The organism is Natronorubrum thiooxidans (genome assembly GCF_900156475.1).
GTDB classification, from domain to species: Archaea; Halobacteriota; Halobacteria; order Halobacteriales; family Natrialbaceae; genus Natronorubrum; species Natronorubrum thiooxidans.
Genome location: NZ_FTNR01000006.1, coordinates 125161 through 140710, shown reverse-complemented (window position 1 = coordinate 140710; position 15550 = coordinate 125161). Strand labels below are relative to the sequence as shown.

General features: G+C 65.4%; 15 protein-coding genes. 9 read left to right on the top strand and 6 right to left on the bottom strand.

What is annotated here, in order from left to right; translation table 11 throughout:
- The first annotated feature begins 51 nt into the window (after window positions 1-51).
- The 3 genes from BW940_RS10080 (at window position 52) to BW940_RS10070 (ending at window position 4806) form a co-directional block, all read left to right on the top strand.
- Entirely contained in the window at window positions 52-2829 is a 2778-nt protein-coding gene (locus tag BW940_RS10080) for an AAA domain-containing protein (protein ID WP_076609080.1), read from the top strand.
- Window positions 2830-2900: 71 nt separating this feature from the next.
- On the top strand, window positions 2901-3803 hold the full coding sequence (locus BW940_RS10075; protein ID WP_076609079.1) for a hypothetical protein: 903 nt from the start codon (window positions 2901-2903) through the stop codon (window positions 3801-3803).
- A 130-nt stretch (window positions 3804-3933) separates the two neighbouring features.
- Window positions 3934-4806, top strand: coding sequence for a phosphatase PAP2 family protein (locus tag BW940_RS10070; protein ID WP_076609078.1), 873 nt, complete (start codon window positions 3934-3936; stop codon window positions 4804-4806).
- On the opposite strand, the gene BW940_RS10065 is transcribed toward BW940_RS10070, so the two are convergent.
- Window positions 4791-4988 carry a hypothetical protein gene (locus BW940_RS10065; protein ID WP_076609077.1) on the bottom strand — a complete coding sequence of 66 codons (198 nt, stop codon included), beginning with the start codon at window positions 4986-4988 and terminating at the stop codon, window positions 4791-4793. The genes BW940_RS10070 and BW940_RS10065 overlap by 16 nt on opposite strands.
- A gap of 116 nt (window positions 4989-5104) precedes the next feature.
- Here BW940_RS10065 and BW940_RS10060 point away from each other — a divergent pair, with 116 nt between their 5' ends.
- Complete coding sequence (locus BW940_RS10060; protein WP_076609076.1) at window positions 5105-6271, top strand: ion channel; 1167 nt, start codon at window positions 5105-5107, stop codon at window positions 6269-6271.
- Here BW940_RS10060 and BW940_RS10055 read toward each other — a convergent pair.
- The 3 genes from BW940_RS10055 to BW940_RS10045 all read right to left on the bottom strand — a co-directional run bounded on the left by BW940_RS10055 (window position 6235) and on the right by BW940_RS10045 (window position 9098).
- A complete protein-coding gene (locus BW940_RS10055) occupies window positions 6235-7221 on the bottom strand; it encodes an AIR synthase family protein (protein WP_076609075.1) in 987 nt (328 codons plus the stop codon). The genes BW940_RS10060 and BW940_RS10055 overlap by 37 nt on opposite strands.
- 99 nt (window positions 7222-7320) lie before the next feature.
- The gene (locus BW940_RS10050; protein ID WP_076609074.1) at window positions 7321-8325 is read right to left on the bottom strand and encodes a TIGR04024 family LLM class F420-dependent oxidoreductase; all 1005 of its coding nucleotides are present in this window, start codon (window positions 8323-8325) and stop codon (window positions 7321-7323) included.
- On the bottom strand, window positions 8322-9098 hold the full coding sequence (locus tag BW940_RS10045) for an SDR family NAD(P)-dependent oxidoreductase (protein ID WP_076609073.1): 777 nt from the start codon (window positions 9096-9098) through the stop codon (window positions 8322-8324). The genes BW940_RS10050 and BW940_RS10045 overlap by 4 nt, the downstream gene beginning before the upstream one ends.
- A 147-nt stretch (window positions 9099-9245) precedes the next feature.
- Here BW940_RS10045 and BW940_RS22350 point away from each other — a divergent pair, with 147 nt between their 5' ends.
- The 5 genes from BW940_RS22350 to BW940_RS10025 all read left to right on the top strand — a co-directional run bounded on the left by BW940_RS22350 (window position 9246) and on the right by BW940_RS10025 (window position 13881).
- A complete protein-coding gene (locus tag BW940_RS22350) occupies window positions 9246-9371 on the top strand; it encodes a hypothetical protein (RefSeq protein WP_268875538.1) in 126 nt (41 codons plus the stop codon).
- Window positions 9371-10096, top strand: coding sequence for an HAD family hydrolase (locus BW940_RS10040; protein WP_076609072.1), 726 nt, complete (start codon window positions 9371-9373; stop codon window positions 10094-10096). The genes BW940_RS22350 and BW940_RS10040 overlap by 1 nt, the downstream gene beginning before the upstream one ends.
- 133 nt (window positions 10097-10229) lie before the next feature.
- Complete coding sequence (locus BW940_RS10035) at window positions 10230-11339, top strand: phosphotransferase family protein (protein ID WP_076609071.1); 1110 nt, start codon at window positions 10230-10232, stop codon at window positions 11337-11339.
- A gap of 139 nt (window positions 11340-11478) precedes the next feature.
- Complete coding sequence (locus tag BW940_RS10030; protein ID WP_076609070.1) at window positions 11479-13434, top strand: 3-hydroxyacyl-CoA dehydrogenase/enoyl-CoA hydratase family protein; 1956 nt, start codon at window positions 11479-11481, stop codon at window positions 13432-13434.
- A complete protein-coding gene (locus BW940_RS10025; RefSeq protein WP_076609069.1) occupies window positions 13435-13881 on the top strand; it encodes a PaaI family thioesterase in 447 nt (148 codons plus the stop codon).
- Window positions 13882-13988: 107 nt separating this feature from the next.
- On the opposite strand, the gene BW940_RS10020 is transcribed toward BW940_RS10025, so the two are convergent.
- Both BW940_RS10020 and BW940_RS10015 read right to left on the bottom strand, forming a co-directional pair.
- Entirely contained in the window at window positions 13989-14507 is a 519-nt protein-coding gene (locus BW940_RS10020; protein ID WP_076609068.1) for an Lrp/AsnC family transcriptional regulator, read from the bottom strand.
- Window positions 14508-14531: 24 nt separating this feature from the next.
- Window positions 14532-15392 (bottom strand): alpha/beta fold hydrolase, encoded by an 861-nt coding sequence (locus tag BW940_RS10015; protein ID WP_076609067.1) that lies wholly within the window; start codon window positions 15390-15392, stop codon window positions 14532-14534.
- Between the last annotated feature and the right edge of the window lie 158 nt (window positions 15393-15550).

Here is a 15550-nt window from a genome sequence, read left to right as displayed (position 1 = left end):
CTCACCCGCGACCGATAGCGCTTTTGACGGCGCGGCCCGTCACGATCAGTCGTGCACATACGCGGAACCGTCGCGGGGGAGGTCGAATCGCGCTCGGTGTCGACGAGCTACGGCGAGAGCGAACTCGCCGAGGTGCCGCTACGACTGGCAGGCGACGGCAATAGCGGCGAGCCGTCACAGACGGCACCGTTCGCTCGAGGTGGTGACGACGCGGCGGCGGAACCCGCAGACGATCACGAGACCACGACGGTAACCCTCTGGAACAAGTGGGCCGAATCGGCCGACTACCTCGAGCCGGGGCTGGAACTGCTCGTCACTGACGCGAAACAGGAGGAGTATCGGGGCGAGACGCAGTACGCCACGACGGGCGACTCCTACGTCGTCGTCGAGCCGAGCTTTCTGGTGAACGTGACAGCGATCCGCAACTGGGTGCAGTGTCCCCGCCTCTACTATCTGAACAAGCTCTCGGGCGTGCCGCTGAACTACCCCGTCGTCAAGGGGACACTCGTCCACGAGGTCTTCGGCGATCTCTTGCGAGGACGGGACCTCGAGGAGTCGATCGACGCCCGCGTCGACGAACGCGGCCTCGAGCTCGGCTTGCTCGGCGAGACGGCCGAGGCCGTCGCCGAGGAGGTCAGAGAGAACGCCACAGCGATCGAAGGCTGGCTCGAGCAGGGTCGATTAACCGAAGAAGACAGCTGGCGCTCCGAGCAGTTGCTCATCAGCGAAACGTTCGGCCTCCGCGGACGGGCCGACGCCGTCCGTCGGGGCGCGCCGGTCGAACTCAAGACGGGCAAGAACCTGAAGAAAGAGCCGCGATTCAAGGACAAGGTGCAGGCGGCCTGTTATGCGCTCTTGCTCGAGGAACACGGCGGTGACGTCGACCTCGGGACGCTGCTCTATACGAAAAACTCGGCGCTGGATCGCAACGAGGAGACGGGCGATCTCACCCCGGCAAAGGAGTTCACGATGGGCGATGGGCTGTTGAAGTTCGTCGTCCGCCAGCGCAACGAACTCGCGGCGATGGAGATCGCCGGCGACATCCCAACCGGCTACGAGGGCTCGGCCAAATGCGAGTACTGTTTCGAACAGGACACCTGCATGGTCGTTTCGGGCCGACTCGATCAGGAGTCCAAAGCCGGCCAGATCGCCACCCCGCTGCCGGAGGAGGAACGCGAGTACTTCGATCGGTTCTATCAGGCGATCGAAGAAGAACGCCGGGAGGTCCACCGCGAGTACGCCAAACTCTGGGAACAAGACGCCCAGGAGCGCGCCGACGACGATCGCGCGCTGATCGACCTCGAGTTCGTCGAGAAACGGCCGCTCGAGGGCGGTCGCTGGGAGCTTCGCGCCCGTCGAACGAGCAGCGCGAACTCGAAGATTCGAGAAGGCGACTTCGTACTGGCGAGCGACGGCCACCCGGTCCGGGGAAATTCGGAACTCGCAACCATCGAACGACTGGACGATGTGGTCGTCCTGACGGCAGACGAACCGGTCGAAGTCACTCGGCTCGACGTCTACCCCTCCGAACTGACGACCGACCGGCTGCTGGTCGCGATGCACGACGCCGTGCTCAAAGGCGACGAGCGCCGCAAGGATATCTTGTTCGGACGAGCCGATCCCGAATTCGATGAAGTCGATGAGACATTTATTGATAACAATGCGGCCCAGAACGAGGCCGTAACGAAAGCCGTCGGCGCACAGGACTGCGCGCTGATCCACGGGCCGCCGGGCACGGGCAAGACGTACACCATCGCCCGTGCCATCCGCGCGATGGTCGAACGCGGCGAGCGCGTCCTGCTCTCTGCGTTTACGAACCGAGCCGTCGACAACGCCCTCGAGGCCTTGCTCGAGCAACTCGAGGACGGCGTTGGGTCGCAGACACAACGATCTGGAGACGGCGAAGCCGTCTCCGTCGTCCGCGTTGGCTCCGAGAGCGGTATCCGCGAGGACATGGAGCCGTATCGCCTCGAGCGCTCGGGCGACCCCGAAGACCGCCTCGCCGAACTCCAGAGCGCCCAGGTCGTCGCCGCGACGACGGCGACCTGTGGCTCGCGAGTGATGAAAGAGCAGGCGTTCGACGTCGCATTAGTCGACGAGGCCGCCCAGCTCACGGAGCCGGGCACCTGTGCGGCGATCAATCTCACCGAGCGGTTCGTCCTCGTCGGGGACCACGAGCAGCTGCCGCCGGTCGTCCGCGCCGAAAACGACCTCACGGAGTCGCTGTTCGAACGGCTCATCGACTGCCATCCCGAGGCTGGCGTCATGCTCGACCGCCAGTACCGGATGAACCAGCGCATTCAGGCCTTCGCCTCGCGGGAGTTCTACGACGGTGAACTCCGACCCGCAGAACCCGAAGTCGCCGGGCGGAACCTAAACGACCTCGTGGGCGTCTCACGAGAGACACTCCCACCGAAACTGCAAGATCCGGTCGCGTTCGTCGATGTCGAGGGCGACGGCGGGCAGTACACCGACAGCGAGGAGGCAGCGCGGATCGCCGACCTGATCGAGCGTTACGAGGCCGCCGGGCTCGAGCGATCCGAAATCGGCGTGATCGCACCCTTCCGGGCGCAGGTCTCCGAACTCTCGAGACACGTGCCCGACGACGTCACCGTCGATACGGTCGACCGCTTTCAGGGCTCGAGTCAGGAAGTCATCATCATCTCCTTTACTGCGACGGGCTCGCTCGAGGGTCCCATCTTCGAGGATTATCGGCGGATCAACGTCGCACTGACCCGGCCGAAACGCGCGCTCGTGCTCGTCGGCGATCCGGCGGCGCTGTCGTCCGATCCAGTTTATGCGCGAATGCTCGAGTGGGCGCGGACGTAGCCCGACACCGGAGCGTTTGTTCCTCCGGAGAATTAGCAACATGTTTATAGATTGCTTCGAAAGCCGTCACAATGACAGAATCATCGAGACGGCGACTGCTCGCCATCACTGCGGGTGTCGTCACCACGGCAGGTGCCGGCTGTCTGGACGAGTCGTCCGCCGAATCCGACGAGCCAAGCGAAGACGACGCCGACACGGCCGACGGTGACGACAGCGACGACAGCGACGACTCGAGTGCGCTCGCCGACGCAACTGTGGACTATCCTGCGTTCGTCGACGACGACGTGCGCGTCATGGACGACGGGCGAGGGATCGAGTACTCGGATTCCGGGCCGGCGTTCGTCCTGGCTGCGAAGTTCGAGGGCGCGGACGCGGCGGCCGACGAACTCCGTGTCAGCCGTGACCTCGATAGTAACGTACCGACGGCCTACATCGCACCGGTCGTGGACGGCGACAGCGTGACGTATCACGTCTTCGCGAACGAGTCGTTCGTCGATTTCTCCGACTGGGCTCTCGTCGAGATCGTGGACGACACCCCCGCTGACGAGCGTCGAGCGTCGTTCGACGACCTGCAGGCCGGCGTGGTCCACCTCGAGACGAGTACCGACGCCGACGGCCTCGTGGTCGTCGACGGCGGTCGGAATGCGCTCGAGACGGATGCGGCGACGCTCGTCGGCATTCACCGACTGGACGCCGATACCGAAACAGAGGCCGTTCCACAGGTCGCGTTCAGTATCGAACGGTTGGACGACGGGACGACCGTCGAGATTACCCACACGAGCGGCGACCACCTCGAGGGCGATGCCGTCGTCGTCGACGTCGACGGCGATCGAATCGAGAACCCGTTCGGCGTCGAGACGGTGACCGCAGGCGACACGGCCACGCTCGAGGACGTTCCGGTCGGGGCGGAACTCGCGGTGCGCTACGACGATGGCGAGACTGCCGCCGTCATGACCACGACGACCCTCGAGTGAGGGTGTTCGCGTCGCCCAGCCCACTCGGAGTTCCGCGGTGCTGGCGGGTTGGCGAACTGTGGACTCGAGAACCGCCCGACGCGGCGACGGGATACGTTTATAATGCTTTGCTTGACAGTCAGTAGACGTGATGCGATTCGAAGCGGAGAGCAAACTCGTTCGCGAGGCAGTGTCGGCAGAGTATGCGGAGTTCGTGATCGCGATCACCGAACTCGGCGGCGTCACGGCACTGATGGGGATCCTCGCACTGTTGTTCTGGTGGGGCGATCGCCGGCAGAGCGCGCTCGTGATCAGCTACGCGATCGCCGGCCTCGCAGTGATGCTCGCGCTGAAAACAGTGCTCGCCCTCCCGCGACCGCCGGAAGACGCCATGCTGGTCGCCCTCGAGGACGAGCGCGAGGGCTACGGTTTCCCGAGCGGCCACGCGTTCGCGGCGACGGTCGTCTACGGTGGCCTGCTCTCGATGTCCGACCGCGCTCGAGAACCGTGGACCGTCGCTGGCGTCGGGGCGCTCGTCGTCGCCATCTCGCTCTCGAGAGTCGTCATCGGGGTTCACTATCTGGGCGACGTGATCGTCGGCATGCTGTTGGGCGTCGGCTTCGTCGTCGCGATGAACCGACTCACTCGCGGCGTGCCGGCGGTCGGCTTCGCGGTCGCGCTCGTCCTCGCGGTTCCCGCCCTCGTCATCACCGGCGTCAGCGAGGACACCATCCTCGCCGTCGGCGGAGCGCTCGGTGGCCTGTTGACTGCTGGCCGAATCGACGGTCTCCCGGACCTGCAATCGCGACTCGAGGGCGTCGCCCTCGCCGCCGTCGGTGGTGGCGGCGTCGTGGCGCTCCAACTTGTCGAATCGGTCGTCAGCGCCACGCTCGCGCTCGGTGCACTCTACGCCAGCCTCGTCGCGTGGATCCTCGTCGCCCCAGTGGTCGTCGGCCACGTCGGCGACCGACTCGTCGGCTCGGCGGTGGTCGATCGGCGCTCGAGTCGTTACCCCGACGAGTAGTCGACGCTCCCTTCGTCCTCGCTCATTCGAATCCAGTACAGCCGGGTGTACGGCACGTGGACGAACCCTTCGTCCTCGAATCTGAGCCGAACGCCCTGTACCTTCCCCGAGTCCGTAATGTGCTCGGCGTCGACCGCGTCCTCGGCGGTGCCGTCGGGCGTCTCGTACGCGATTGTCGCCATACTGTGACAAACGCTGTCGCGATCAAAAGACTCGTGCAGGCGAATTCGCGCAGGGTCCGGTCTCGGAGCGTGGAAGACGGCCGGGGGTTTACCGCTGTCGGCGGTGAGGGCTCGCTATGCTCGACTCGCCTTACCCGCGCCGGCCCGGCGTTCGGGTTGTGGTCTGGATCGTCGTGGTGATCGCGCTGACGTCCATCGTCACCGGCGTCGTCGCGATTCTCACGGACCCCGCTGTCGAGGGGGCTGGCGTCCTCGGGACGCTGCAGACGGTCATGGAGTTCAGCGGCACCATCGTCGGCTTTGCTCTCCTCGTCACCGCATGGGGAATGCGACGGGGCTACCGAGTCGCGTTCGCCGCCGCTGTCGTCCTCATCGGGCTGTCGGCGGCTCACGGCATCGTCCAGTACCGGCTGCTCTCGGTCCCGCTCGTCGTCCTCTCTGTCGGCGGCCTCGTCGTTCTCGTCACCACGAGCACGCGATTCCGCCGCTCGAGTCACTTCACTGCGACTCAGATCGGCGCACTGCTGGCGCTCGTCGGTGTGTTCTGCTACGGCACCGCCGGCGCGTACGCGCTCCGCAGGCAGTTCGACGGCGTCGACGGGGTCGTCGACGCGATCTACTTCACCGTCGTCACCGCGAGTACGGTCGGCTACGGCGACGTCCACGCGGCCACCGATTCGGGACGCCTCTTTGCCATCTCGCTGGCCATCCTCGGGCCCGCAACCATCGCCGCGGCCGCCGGCAGCCTGTTCCAGCCTGCACTCGAGGCCCACCTCGAGCGAACCGGCCGGCGCACGATGGCGACGAACGACACCGATGCCGCCGGCGGCACCGAGGACGGAGACGCTCCACAGATCGCCGTCCTCGACAGCGATGCGACGCTTGCACCCGTACTTGAGGGGCTTGGGAAACACGCGTCTGTTACGGTCGTCACGAGCGAGGGCGCAGTGTCGAGGCTGCCCGACGACGTCAGCAGGTTCGTCGGCGAAGTGACGGACAACGAACTGCTCGAGCGAGCGGGCCTCGAGCGGTGTCGCGTGGTGCTCGTTTCGGCTGCTGGAACCGATGCTCGCGACGCCATCGCTGCCGTCCAGTCACACAGCGACGCCAAAATCGTGGCCGTTGCTGTGGCCGACTCGAGCGACTCGTTCGTTCGGCTCGGGGCGGACGTCGTCGTCGTCGCGCCCGACCCGGTCCTCATCGAGACGATCATCGACGCGGTGCTGGCAGCCAGCAGTCCCGACGGTCAGTCCCCGGCGTCGGCCGCCTCCCAGAGCGGGTAGAGGTCGTCTTCGATCGGCTCGGTGACTGACTCGCCGTCGAGGATCAGTTCGAACGCACCCGCTTGTACCGTGCCGATTTCGGCTCCCTCGAGGCCCGCCTCGGCGAGTGACTCGAGGCAGTCGTCGACGGCCTCGCTTGGCACGGTTGCGAGCAACGCCCCGGAGCCGAAAATCCGCAGTGGGTCGACGTCGGCCGCCTCGCATAGCTGCTGGGTCTCCTCGCGAATCGGCACCGCGTCGCGATCGATCTCGAGGCGAACGTCGGAGGCGCGGGCGATCTCGAGCGCGCCGGCGGCGACGCCGCCCTCAGTGGGATCGTGCATCGCCGTGGCATACTCCCGGATCGCGCGGCCGTCGGCGACGATACTGATCTCGTCGACGAATCCCGCGGCGCGCTTGCAGGTGGCGTCGTCGACGCCGAGGTCGTCGCCGAAGTCGGACGCCAGAATCGCGGTGCCTTCGAGCCCGGCGGCTTTCGTCAGGACGACGCTGTCGCCGGGTTCGGCCCCGTGTGTCGGGACGAACGCCTCGGCCATCCCCATCGCCGTCAGCGAGAGCAGCGGGCGCTCGAGTTGGTCGACGTACTCCGAGTGGCCGCCGACGATCGACGCGCCGATATCTCGAGCGGCCGCGTCGAGGTCGCGCGTGATCGCCTCGAGTGGTGCGTCCTCGTCGGGGAGCATGATGACGGCCGTCAGCCAGCGCGGGTCGGCACCCGAGGCAGCGACGTCGTTGCAGGCGACGCGGACGGCGAGCGTGCCGACCTGTGAGGCTGCAAGCGAGATGGGATCGGAGCTGACGACGAGCGTCTCGTCGCAGCCGGGCACCGCGATTCCGGCGGCGTCCTCGCCGTCCGCGGGTCCCTGTAGCACTGTCTCGTCGTCGGCAGCCGTTCCCGTCCGGCCGAAGACGTGGTCGAGCAAGTCGTCCGGGCTCACCTTGCCGGGCATACCACGAACTGGGGGGATTGGGGGTTTGTAGCTGTCGGGGTCGACTCGAGCGGCTTCGCAAAACACACACCACGGTCGACGTCGTTCGACCGTCGCTGCTCAGTCGCTGTCCGGTGCCACCGCATCCATCGTCTGGCGAACCTCGGCTTCGGTCGCACCGCGCGGGAAGCTGACCGCGATGGCGTCGATCCCGTCGACGGCCTCGTAGCGCTCGAGGCTCTCGCGAGCCGATTCGGCGTCGCCCACGGCACAGAGATCGTCGAGCAGGTCGTCACCGAGGCACTCGAGTGCGCGCTCGCGGTCGCCTGCCTGCCAGGCGTCGTGGATCGCTACGGCCTCGTCGTAGCCCTGTCGCTCGAGTGCATCACGGTAGAACGTGCCCATGCCGCCGACGTAAAATGCGACGTGCTGGCGGGCGAGTTCGCGGGCGCGGTCGGTGTCATCGAGCACACAGCAGGTCACGCCGGTCGTGACCTGCACGTCCTCGGGGTCGCGCTCGCCCAGTTCGGCCCCGCGTTCGATATCCTCGAGGCGGTCGCGGACGCCGTCGGGGGTGAGCATGATGCCGTGCCAGCCGTCGGCAAAGCGGCCGGCGAGTTCGACGGCTTTCGGTCCCATTCCGGTGACCTCGATCGGCGGGGTGGGCTCCGGTGGCGTACAGCGCAGCCGAAAGCCGGAGAGGTCGAACTCGTCGCCGTCGTAGTCGACGGGCTCGCCCGAGAGCACCTGTCGAACGATGTCGACGGTCTCACGGGTTCGCTTGAGCGGGTTGCCGTACGCCATCCCGTGCCAGTTCTCGATGACGACGGGGCCGCTCGGGCCGAGGCCGAGTCGGAAGCGACCCTCGGAGAGTTCCTGTAGCGTCGCTGCCGTCTGTCCCAGCAAGGCAGGCGAGCGCGAGTAGGTGTTGAGGATGCTCGAGCCGATGTCAATCGAGTCGGTGCGTTCGGCCATCGCCGTCAGGACGGTCACGCCGTCGCGACCCCACGTCTCGGGGAGCCACGCGCAGTCGTAGCCGCCGGCTTCGGCCCGCTGGGTGTAGTCGACGATCGAGTCGACGGTCGGCTGTGCAGCGACCGGCAAGTGGACGTCTCGGGCAGTCATACCTCGTACTCCTCCGAAATCTGTGGGACGCCACCGGCGGTGATCGTCTCGCCGACGATGTACGACGCCGCCGGACTCGCGAGGAACTGCGTGATGTCGGCGATTTCCTCGACGGTACCGATCCGTCGGGCGACCTCCTCGCGGTCAATATTGTCGGCGGAGACGCCCATCTGGCTCTCGACGCCGGGCGTCGCGACGAAGCCGGGGGCGATACAGTTGACGCGGACGTCGTCGTGAGCCCACTCGTTGGAGAGGGTCGTCGTCAGGTTGACGACGGCGGCCTTGGCCGCGCCGTAGGGGCTCATTAGCGGCGAGCCACGCTGACCGGCGACGCTCGCGAAGTTGATTACGGTGCCGCCGCCGTCTTTGAGGTGTGCCGCAGCGGCGTGTGTGCAGTGATACGTGCCGTGGAGGTTGATGTCGACGATGGTCTTCCAGCCGTTCGGCGAGACGTCGTCGAACGCGGCCATGAACGACGCGCCGGCGTTGTTGACCAGCACGTCGAGGCCGCCGAACTCCTCGACGGTGGCCTCGACGAGCGCTTCGACGGCCTCGCGGTCCGTGACGTCACACTCGACCGCCAGCGCTCGGCCGGGGCTGTCGCTCTCGTTGATCTTCTCGGCGACGGGGTCGACGTTTGCTTGCTCGCGCGAGCAGACGACGACGTCGACGCCGTCCTCGGCGAACCGTTCGGCGATTGCCCGCCCGATCCCGCTCGAGGACCCGGTGACGATGGCGGTCTCGCCGTCGACGCTAAACTGAGCGGTGCTCACGCGCGATCACCGACGCTTCGAGCTGTCTGTGTTACCATTGTTAGTTCCACTCGAGTGTATGGAGAGTTTGTTAATAAAGATGGGTATGAATCCCGCAGCGTTAAGTGTGGGGCAGTCACTGCCACAGACAGGCGACGACAGACCACTATGACAGGCGATACCCTATCCATCCGACTCGAGGGCTCGATCCGAAACCGGAACGCCGCAAACGGAACCCGACTCGAGCCGCCGATCGCCGACGCGACGCGGCCGACGGCCCGGAGGGCCGACTGATGGCCGAGCGCAACTCGAGTGCGAGCGACCCCGACTGCATCGAGTGGGAGGCCGTCTTCTGGGACATCGGCGGCGTCATCCTCGACCTTGAGTCCGTCCGGGAGGCCCACGAGGCGTTTATCGCCACGCTCGTCGAGCGACACGACCTCGAGACGACGGTCGAGGAGGCGACGGCGACGTGGCGAACAGCCGTCGGGACCCACTTCCGCGAGCGCGAGGGGACGGAGTTTCGGGCCGCACGCGAGGCCTACGAGAAGGGGATCGACGAACTCGCCACCGAGCCGATTCCGAAACGGGCGTGGCTGTCGACGTTCGAAGACGTCGTTCAGTCGTCGATCGAACCCGTTCCGGGAGCCGTCGAGACGATTACGGCGCTGGCCGAGCGAGACCTCCACGTCGGCGTCATCAGCGACGTCGACGACGAGGAGGGCAAGTGGATGTTATCGCAGTTCGGCGTCCGCGAGGCGTTCGACTCGATCACCACCTCCGAGGAGGTCGGCCGAACGAAACCCGATCCGGCGATGTTCGAAACCGCCCTCGAGAAAGCCGGCGTCGAGCCCAGTCGGTCGCTGATGATCGGCGATCGCTACGACCACGATGTGTGTGGAGCCGACGAGATAGGGATGCACGGCGTCGCCTTCGGTGCCGAGGACGGGCCAGCCGTCTCGTATCGGATCGAGTCACCGGGGGACGTCATCGAGATCATCGACGGCGACGGCTGCTGACTCGTCCCGAACAATGTAAGAGTACAATCCGCCGAAACTATTTTCGTAAAGCAGAGGTGTGATAGTACTGTACATATATGTCGAGTTCGCACCACAGTCCGACAGTCCACGTCGTATTGACACCTGCGACCCTATGAGCGACAGCTACTACGAGCGGCTGGTCGACGAAGATGCATTGGTCGCCTACCTTGAGGACCATCTCGGCGCGGTTGACGACTCCGATATCGTCCGTCATCAGGAGGGCCACTCGAACGAGACGTTGTTCGTCACCTGGGGTGACCGGGAACTGGTAATTCGCCGCCCGCCACCAGGGGAAACCGCCGACACGGCCCACGACGTCCTTCGGGAGTATCGGGTCACGGCGGCGCTGTCGGACACCGACGTCCCCGTCCCCGAGCCGCTGTTGGCCTGTGACGACCACGACGTCATCGGGAGTGACTTTTACGTGATGGAGCGACTCGAGGGCGACGTCCTCCGGGACGACGAACCGGACCGATTCGCCGCGCCCGAACACCGCGAGCGAATTGGCTACGAACTCGTCGACACGCTCGCGACGATCCACGACGTCGAGTACGAGGCCGTTGGCCTCGGCGAGTTCGGCCGGCCCGCCGGCTACACGCAGCGACAGGTCGACCGCTGGGGGAAACAGCTCTCGTGGGCGTTCGAGGTGACCGAAGACGAACGGGCGGTGCCGGACCTCCACGCGGTCGGCGACTGGCTCCGTGCCAACGTCCCCGACACCCATCCCCACACCCTCGTCCACGGCGACTACAAACTCGACAACGTCATGTTCGGGATGACAGGAGCCGACGAGGCTCGAGCCAACCGCACAGCCGACGACAACGGCGAGCAATCGCCCGAACTCGTCGCCGTCTTTGACTGGGAGATGGCCACGCTGGGCGACCCGCGTGCCGATCTGGGCTGGATGCTGTCTTACTGGCGCGATCCAAAGGACCCCGCGCCGTCGATGCCCGAACTCACCAGCCGGTTTATGGAACGGGTGGGGTATCCAAGCCGGGTCGAACTCGTCGACCGCTGGGAGGCCCACACCGGCCTCGCGTTCGAGCACGAACGGTTCTACCGGACGCTCGCCGTCTACAAACTGGCCGGCCTCGGTGAGATGTTCTTCCGGCGCTATCTCGAGGGCAACAGCGACAACCCACTGTACCCGAAGATGGAGGCCCGCGTCCCGGCGCTGGCCGCGCGAGCGAAACGGATTCTCGAGGGTGACGAGCCGCTGTAGTTCGACCACTTGCCCTCTGATTACCGTAGTTTACGATACTGCCCAACCCGCGTACGAGCTGTGCGTTCGACAAGTCGGTGTTTAACATTGGTAACGAATCGTCGGTGGTATTAAGACAGTCCCGGCCGAGCACACGACCATGTCACTCGGAACCATCGGCCACGTTGCTGTCCTGGGTGCAGGGAACATGGGTCATGGAATCGCTGAAGTAACCGCGATGGCCGGCTACGACGTCACGATGCGTGATATCAAAGCCGAGTTCGTCGAGGACGGCTACGAGTCGATCGCCTGGAGCCTCGAGAAACTCGAGGAGAAAGACCGACTCGATGATCCCGCCGACGAGATCCTCGCACGAATCGAGACGACGACAGATCTCGAGGCGGCCGTCAGCGACGCCGATCTGGTCATCGAAGCCGCCCCCGAAAACCTCGAGTTGAAACACGACATCTTCAGCGACCTCGAGCGCTATACGGACGCGGAGACGCTGCTCGCGACGAACACCTCGAGTCTGCCTATCTCTGAGATCGCGGCCGTCGTCGACACGCCCGAGCGCGTCCTCGGCCTGCACTTTTTCAACCCGCCGGTGAAGATGGATCTCGTCGAGGTCATCTACGGTGAGGAGACGAGCGACGACGCCGCCGAGGCCGGCTCCGAGTGGGTCGAATCGATCGACAAGACGCCGATCTACGTCCGCAAGGACGTTCGCGGGTTCGTCGTCAACACCATCGTCGGGCCGTTCATCGGCGAGCCCGCGTGGATGGTCTCCGAGGAAGAGGCGACGATCCGCCAGGCCGACGCCGCGATGGTCCACCAGCGGGGCTACCCGATGGGTCCGTTCGAACTCGGCGATCTGACTGGAATCGACGTCGGCTACCACGTCCGCACGGAAGCCGGCGACGAGATCCCGCCGATCATGGAGGAAAAAGTCGAGGCCGAAGCACTCGGGCGGAAGACCGGCACGGGCTACTACGACTACGAGGACGGCGACGGTGCCGACTACGAGCGCGGGGATGGCGAGGGGTTCGATACACTCCGCGTCGAGGCCCGGATGATCAACCGCGCGGCCTACCTCGTCGGCGAGGACGTCGCCACCCCCGAGGCTGTCGACACGGGCGTCCAGCTCGGGCTTGGCTTCCCTGAAGGCATCTGCCGACGCGCGGACAAACTCGGGCTCGAGCGGGTCCTCGAGAAACTCGAGACGCTCCACGAGGCGACCGGCGACGATCGGTTCGAGCCCCATCCGTACCTCGAGGAACTCGTTGACGCGGGGAACACCGGCGAGGATGCCGGCGCTGGCTTCTACGAGTACGACGCCGACGGCGACCTCGATTCCTATCACCACCTGAACGTCGCGCTCGAGGACGGCGTCCTCCGGGTCGAACTCGACCGGCCATCGCGGATGAACGCGCTTTCGTCGGACTTACTCGAGGAGATCGACGAGCTGTTCTCGACGGTCGACACCGACGACGTGCGGTGTGTGACGATCGAGGGCGCGGGCGACCGCGCGTTCAGCGCCGGCGCCGATATCGGCGGCTTCGCCGGCGCGGAGCCGACCGACCTGATGGACGTCACGCCGGCCTTCGAGACGGTTAACGACTTCCCGCGGCCCGTTCTCGCGAAGATCGACGGCTTCTGTCTCGGCGGCGGCTTAGAGCTTGCCCTCGCCTGTGATCTCCGACTCGCAACCGAGCGCTCGACGTTCGGCGCGCCGGAAATTACCCTCGGGCTGATCCCTGGCGGCGGCGGCACGCAGCGACTCCTTCGGCTGCTCGGCGAGACCCGCGCGAAGGAACTGGTCTTCCGGGGGAACCACATCGACGCCGACCGCGCCGAGGACTGGGGGCTGATCAACCGTGCCGTCGACCGCGAGGAGTTCGGCGAGACTGTCGACGAGTTCGTCGACGACCTCCGGAGCGGCCCGCCGATCGGCCTCGAGGTCGCCAAGAAGGTCATGAACGAAGGAAAAGACGCAAGCCTCGACGCCGCCATCGCCATGGAGAGCCAGGGTTTCGGGCTGCTGGCCAGCACTGAAGACGTGCTGGAGGGAACCACGGCCTTCGCCGAAGACCGCGAGCCAGAGTTCGAGGGCCAATAAATGCCACAGGAGCCGACGGCCTCGAGCGACTGGCCCGAGTGGGGCTCGTTCGTCGAGCAACACGGCTACCTCTCGTGGCTCGACATCAGCGTCGCTCGCCTCGAGGATGGAATGGCTGTCCTCGAGGTCGAACACAACGAGGAGTTCGAGAACCCGGTCGGAAACGACGGCTACGACCCAGTCCACGGCGGAATCGTCGCGACGCTGATCGACACGGCGAGTGCGTTCGCCCTCCGGACGACGTTCGACGATCCGGCGACGGCCCGGCTGACGACGACCGATCTCAACGTCTCGTATCTTCGGCCGGCGACGGGTGATCTTCGGGCGACCGCGGAGGTGATCCGCGCCGGCGGAACGACAGGCGTCACCGAGGTGTCGATCACCGGTGCTGACGGCGAGGCAGCCGTTGGACGCACGACCTACCGGCTGTTCCGACCCAGCGACTGATACGGACTGCTGTCGTCACGTCCCGCCTCTCACCGACTCCGTCTGGAGATCGGCGGGACAGCGGTCCAACAGACCGTATGAGCCGGCAAGGGAGGGCCGGGTCCCGCTCACTGCTCGTCGCGCAGATCCTTGTAGATCTGTGGGTCGGTCTGGAACTTCAATACGTTGTGGACCGACGAGTTGCGGATGTTCGCAATGACGTCGCCGTACTCTTTGTAACAGTTGTGGATCCATCGCGAGATCTGCTCGCGACTGCGAAACATCATGACGGTCTTCCACTGGTACTCCCCGTCGGAAAGGAAGAAAAACAGGGTGTGCTTGTCCCCTTTGATGTGGTCCATCGCGGCTCGCCAACTCTCTTCGAAGTGTTCCGCGTTGAACTTGAACTCGAACAGTGCGAAGATGTAGTACTCCTCGTTCGGAATAATCGCCTCGCGGAAGACGCCCTCGTCGCGCATCCGCCGGATCGATTCGCTGACGGTGACGTGTGACACCTCGATATCGTACTCCGACTTGAGCACGCTCGTCAACTCCCGCGAGGAGAGTTGTGGATCGTTCGAGAGTTCACACAGGATGGCGATATCGCGGTCCTTAAAATCCCAGTTTGGTCGTTCGTCGTCGGTCATATTAGTGTGCAGTGTGGTGGGTCATTAGTATGCATCTGTTCTGTCTAGAATTTCTAGCAGTCGGTCGCTGTAGGCGTCCGGCCGATCCTCGGGGACCCAGTGATAGGCATCCGACAGCGGCGCGAGCGTCGCGTTCGGAACGTCGTCGGCCAGGCGCTCGGCGTACTGATAGGGCTGCATCACGTCGTCTTCGCCCCACAGCAGCAACGTCTCCGCGGTAATACCGCTGTAATCGAGTTCCGTCGTGTGGTTCGTGTTCGTCGCGACCGCGTTGCGAACGAGCGAGACGTGACCCGAATCGGAGAGCCACGGCGCTTTCATGCCCGCGACGAACTCGGGATCTGCCTCGCCGTAGGCTCCGTCGACGAACGCCGACTCAAGGCGCGCCTCGAGTTCTGACCGCTCGAGGTCGGCCGTCTTCGGCAGCCCGAGATTCGAGACGAACTCGACGGGCCAGGAATCGTAGCAGACGGCGTTCGAGAGCACGAGTTGGTCGACGGATTCGGGATTGTGCGCCGCGTATCGCAGTGCGACACCGCCGCCGATGTCGTGGGCGACGAGCGTGACCGTCTCACAGTCGAGATCGTCGAGCAGTCCCTCGAGCATCACTTCCTGGGCGCGGATCGAGCGGTCGAAGCCGTCGCCCATCGCGGAGTTGCCATAGCCCACCAGATCGGGTGCGATGGTTCGACGCGCGTCGGCGACCGCGGGGACGATGTCGCGCCAGAGGAACGACCACGTCGGGATGCCATGGAGGAAAACGACGGGCGGCTCGTCGCTCCCCTCGTCGGGGCCCGCCTCGTGGTAAGCGACCTCGAGGTCGTGGCCGTCGACGGCGACCTGTGTCGTCGCCTGCTGGTCGCTCCAGGTGTCGTGGTCGACCATTCAGGCCCCTCCGGTCACGTTTGCGATGGCCGTCAGTCTCGAGTTGCCGTGGCGTCGACTGGGAGGCCTGCTCGCGTGTACGCGACAGAACCCTCGTTCGGCTGGCTCGATCATTGTCTGTGGTGACATATGTTCACTTCAATTTCCAACACAAAACC

Coding starts and splice junctions, on each gene's coding strand:
- BW940_RS10075 (WP_076609079.1), top strand. CDS start 2,901: ATGACAGAATCATCGAGACGGCGACTGCTCGCCATCACTGCGGGTGTC.
- BW940_RS10070 (WP_076609078.1), top strand. CDS start 3,934: ATGCGATTCGAAGCGGAGAGCAAACTCGTTCGCGAGGCAGTGTCGGCA.
- BW940_RS10065 (WP_076609077.1), bottom strand. CDS start 4,988: ATGGCGACAATCGCGTACGAGACGCCCGACGGCACCGCCGAGGACGCG.
- BW940_RS10060 (WP_076609076.1), top strand. CDS start 5,105: ATGCTCGACTCGCCTTACCCGCGCCGGCCCGGCGTTCGGGTTGTGGTC.
- BW940_RS10055 (WP_076609075.1), bottom strand. CDS start 7,221: ATGCCCGGCAAGGTGAGCCCGGACGACTTGCTCGACCACGTCTTCGGC.
- BW940_RS10050 (WP_076609074.1), bottom strand. CDS start 8,325: ATGACTGCCCGAGACGTCCACTTGCCGGTCGCTGCACAGCCGACCGTC.
- BW940_RS22350 (WP_268875538.1), top strand. CDS start 9,246: ATGACAGGCGATACCCTATCCATCCGACTCGAGGGCTCGATCCGAAAC.
- BW940_RS10040 (WP_076609072.1), top strand. CDS start 9,371: ATGGCCGAGCGCAACTCGAGTGCGAGCGACCCCGACTGCATCGAGTGG.
- BW940_RS10035 (WP_076609071.1), top strand. CDS start 10,230: ATGAGCGACAGCTACTACGAGCGGCTGGTCGACGAAGATGCATTGGTC.
- BW940_RS10030 (WP_076609070.1), top strand. CDS start 11,479: ATGTCACTCGGAACCATCGGCCACGTTGCTGTCCTGGGTGCAGGGAAC.
- BW940_RS10025 (WP_076609069.1), top strand. CDS start 13,435: ATGCCACAGGAGCCGACGGCCTCGAGCGACTGGCCCGAGTGGGGCTCG.
- BW940_RS10020 (WP_076609068.1), bottom strand. CDS start 14,507: ATGACCGACGACGAACGACCAAACTGGGATTTTAAGGACCGCGATATC.
- BW940_RS10015 (WP_076609067.1), bottom strand. CDS start 15,392: ATGGTCGACCACGACACCTGGAGCGACCAGCAGGCGACGACACAGGTC.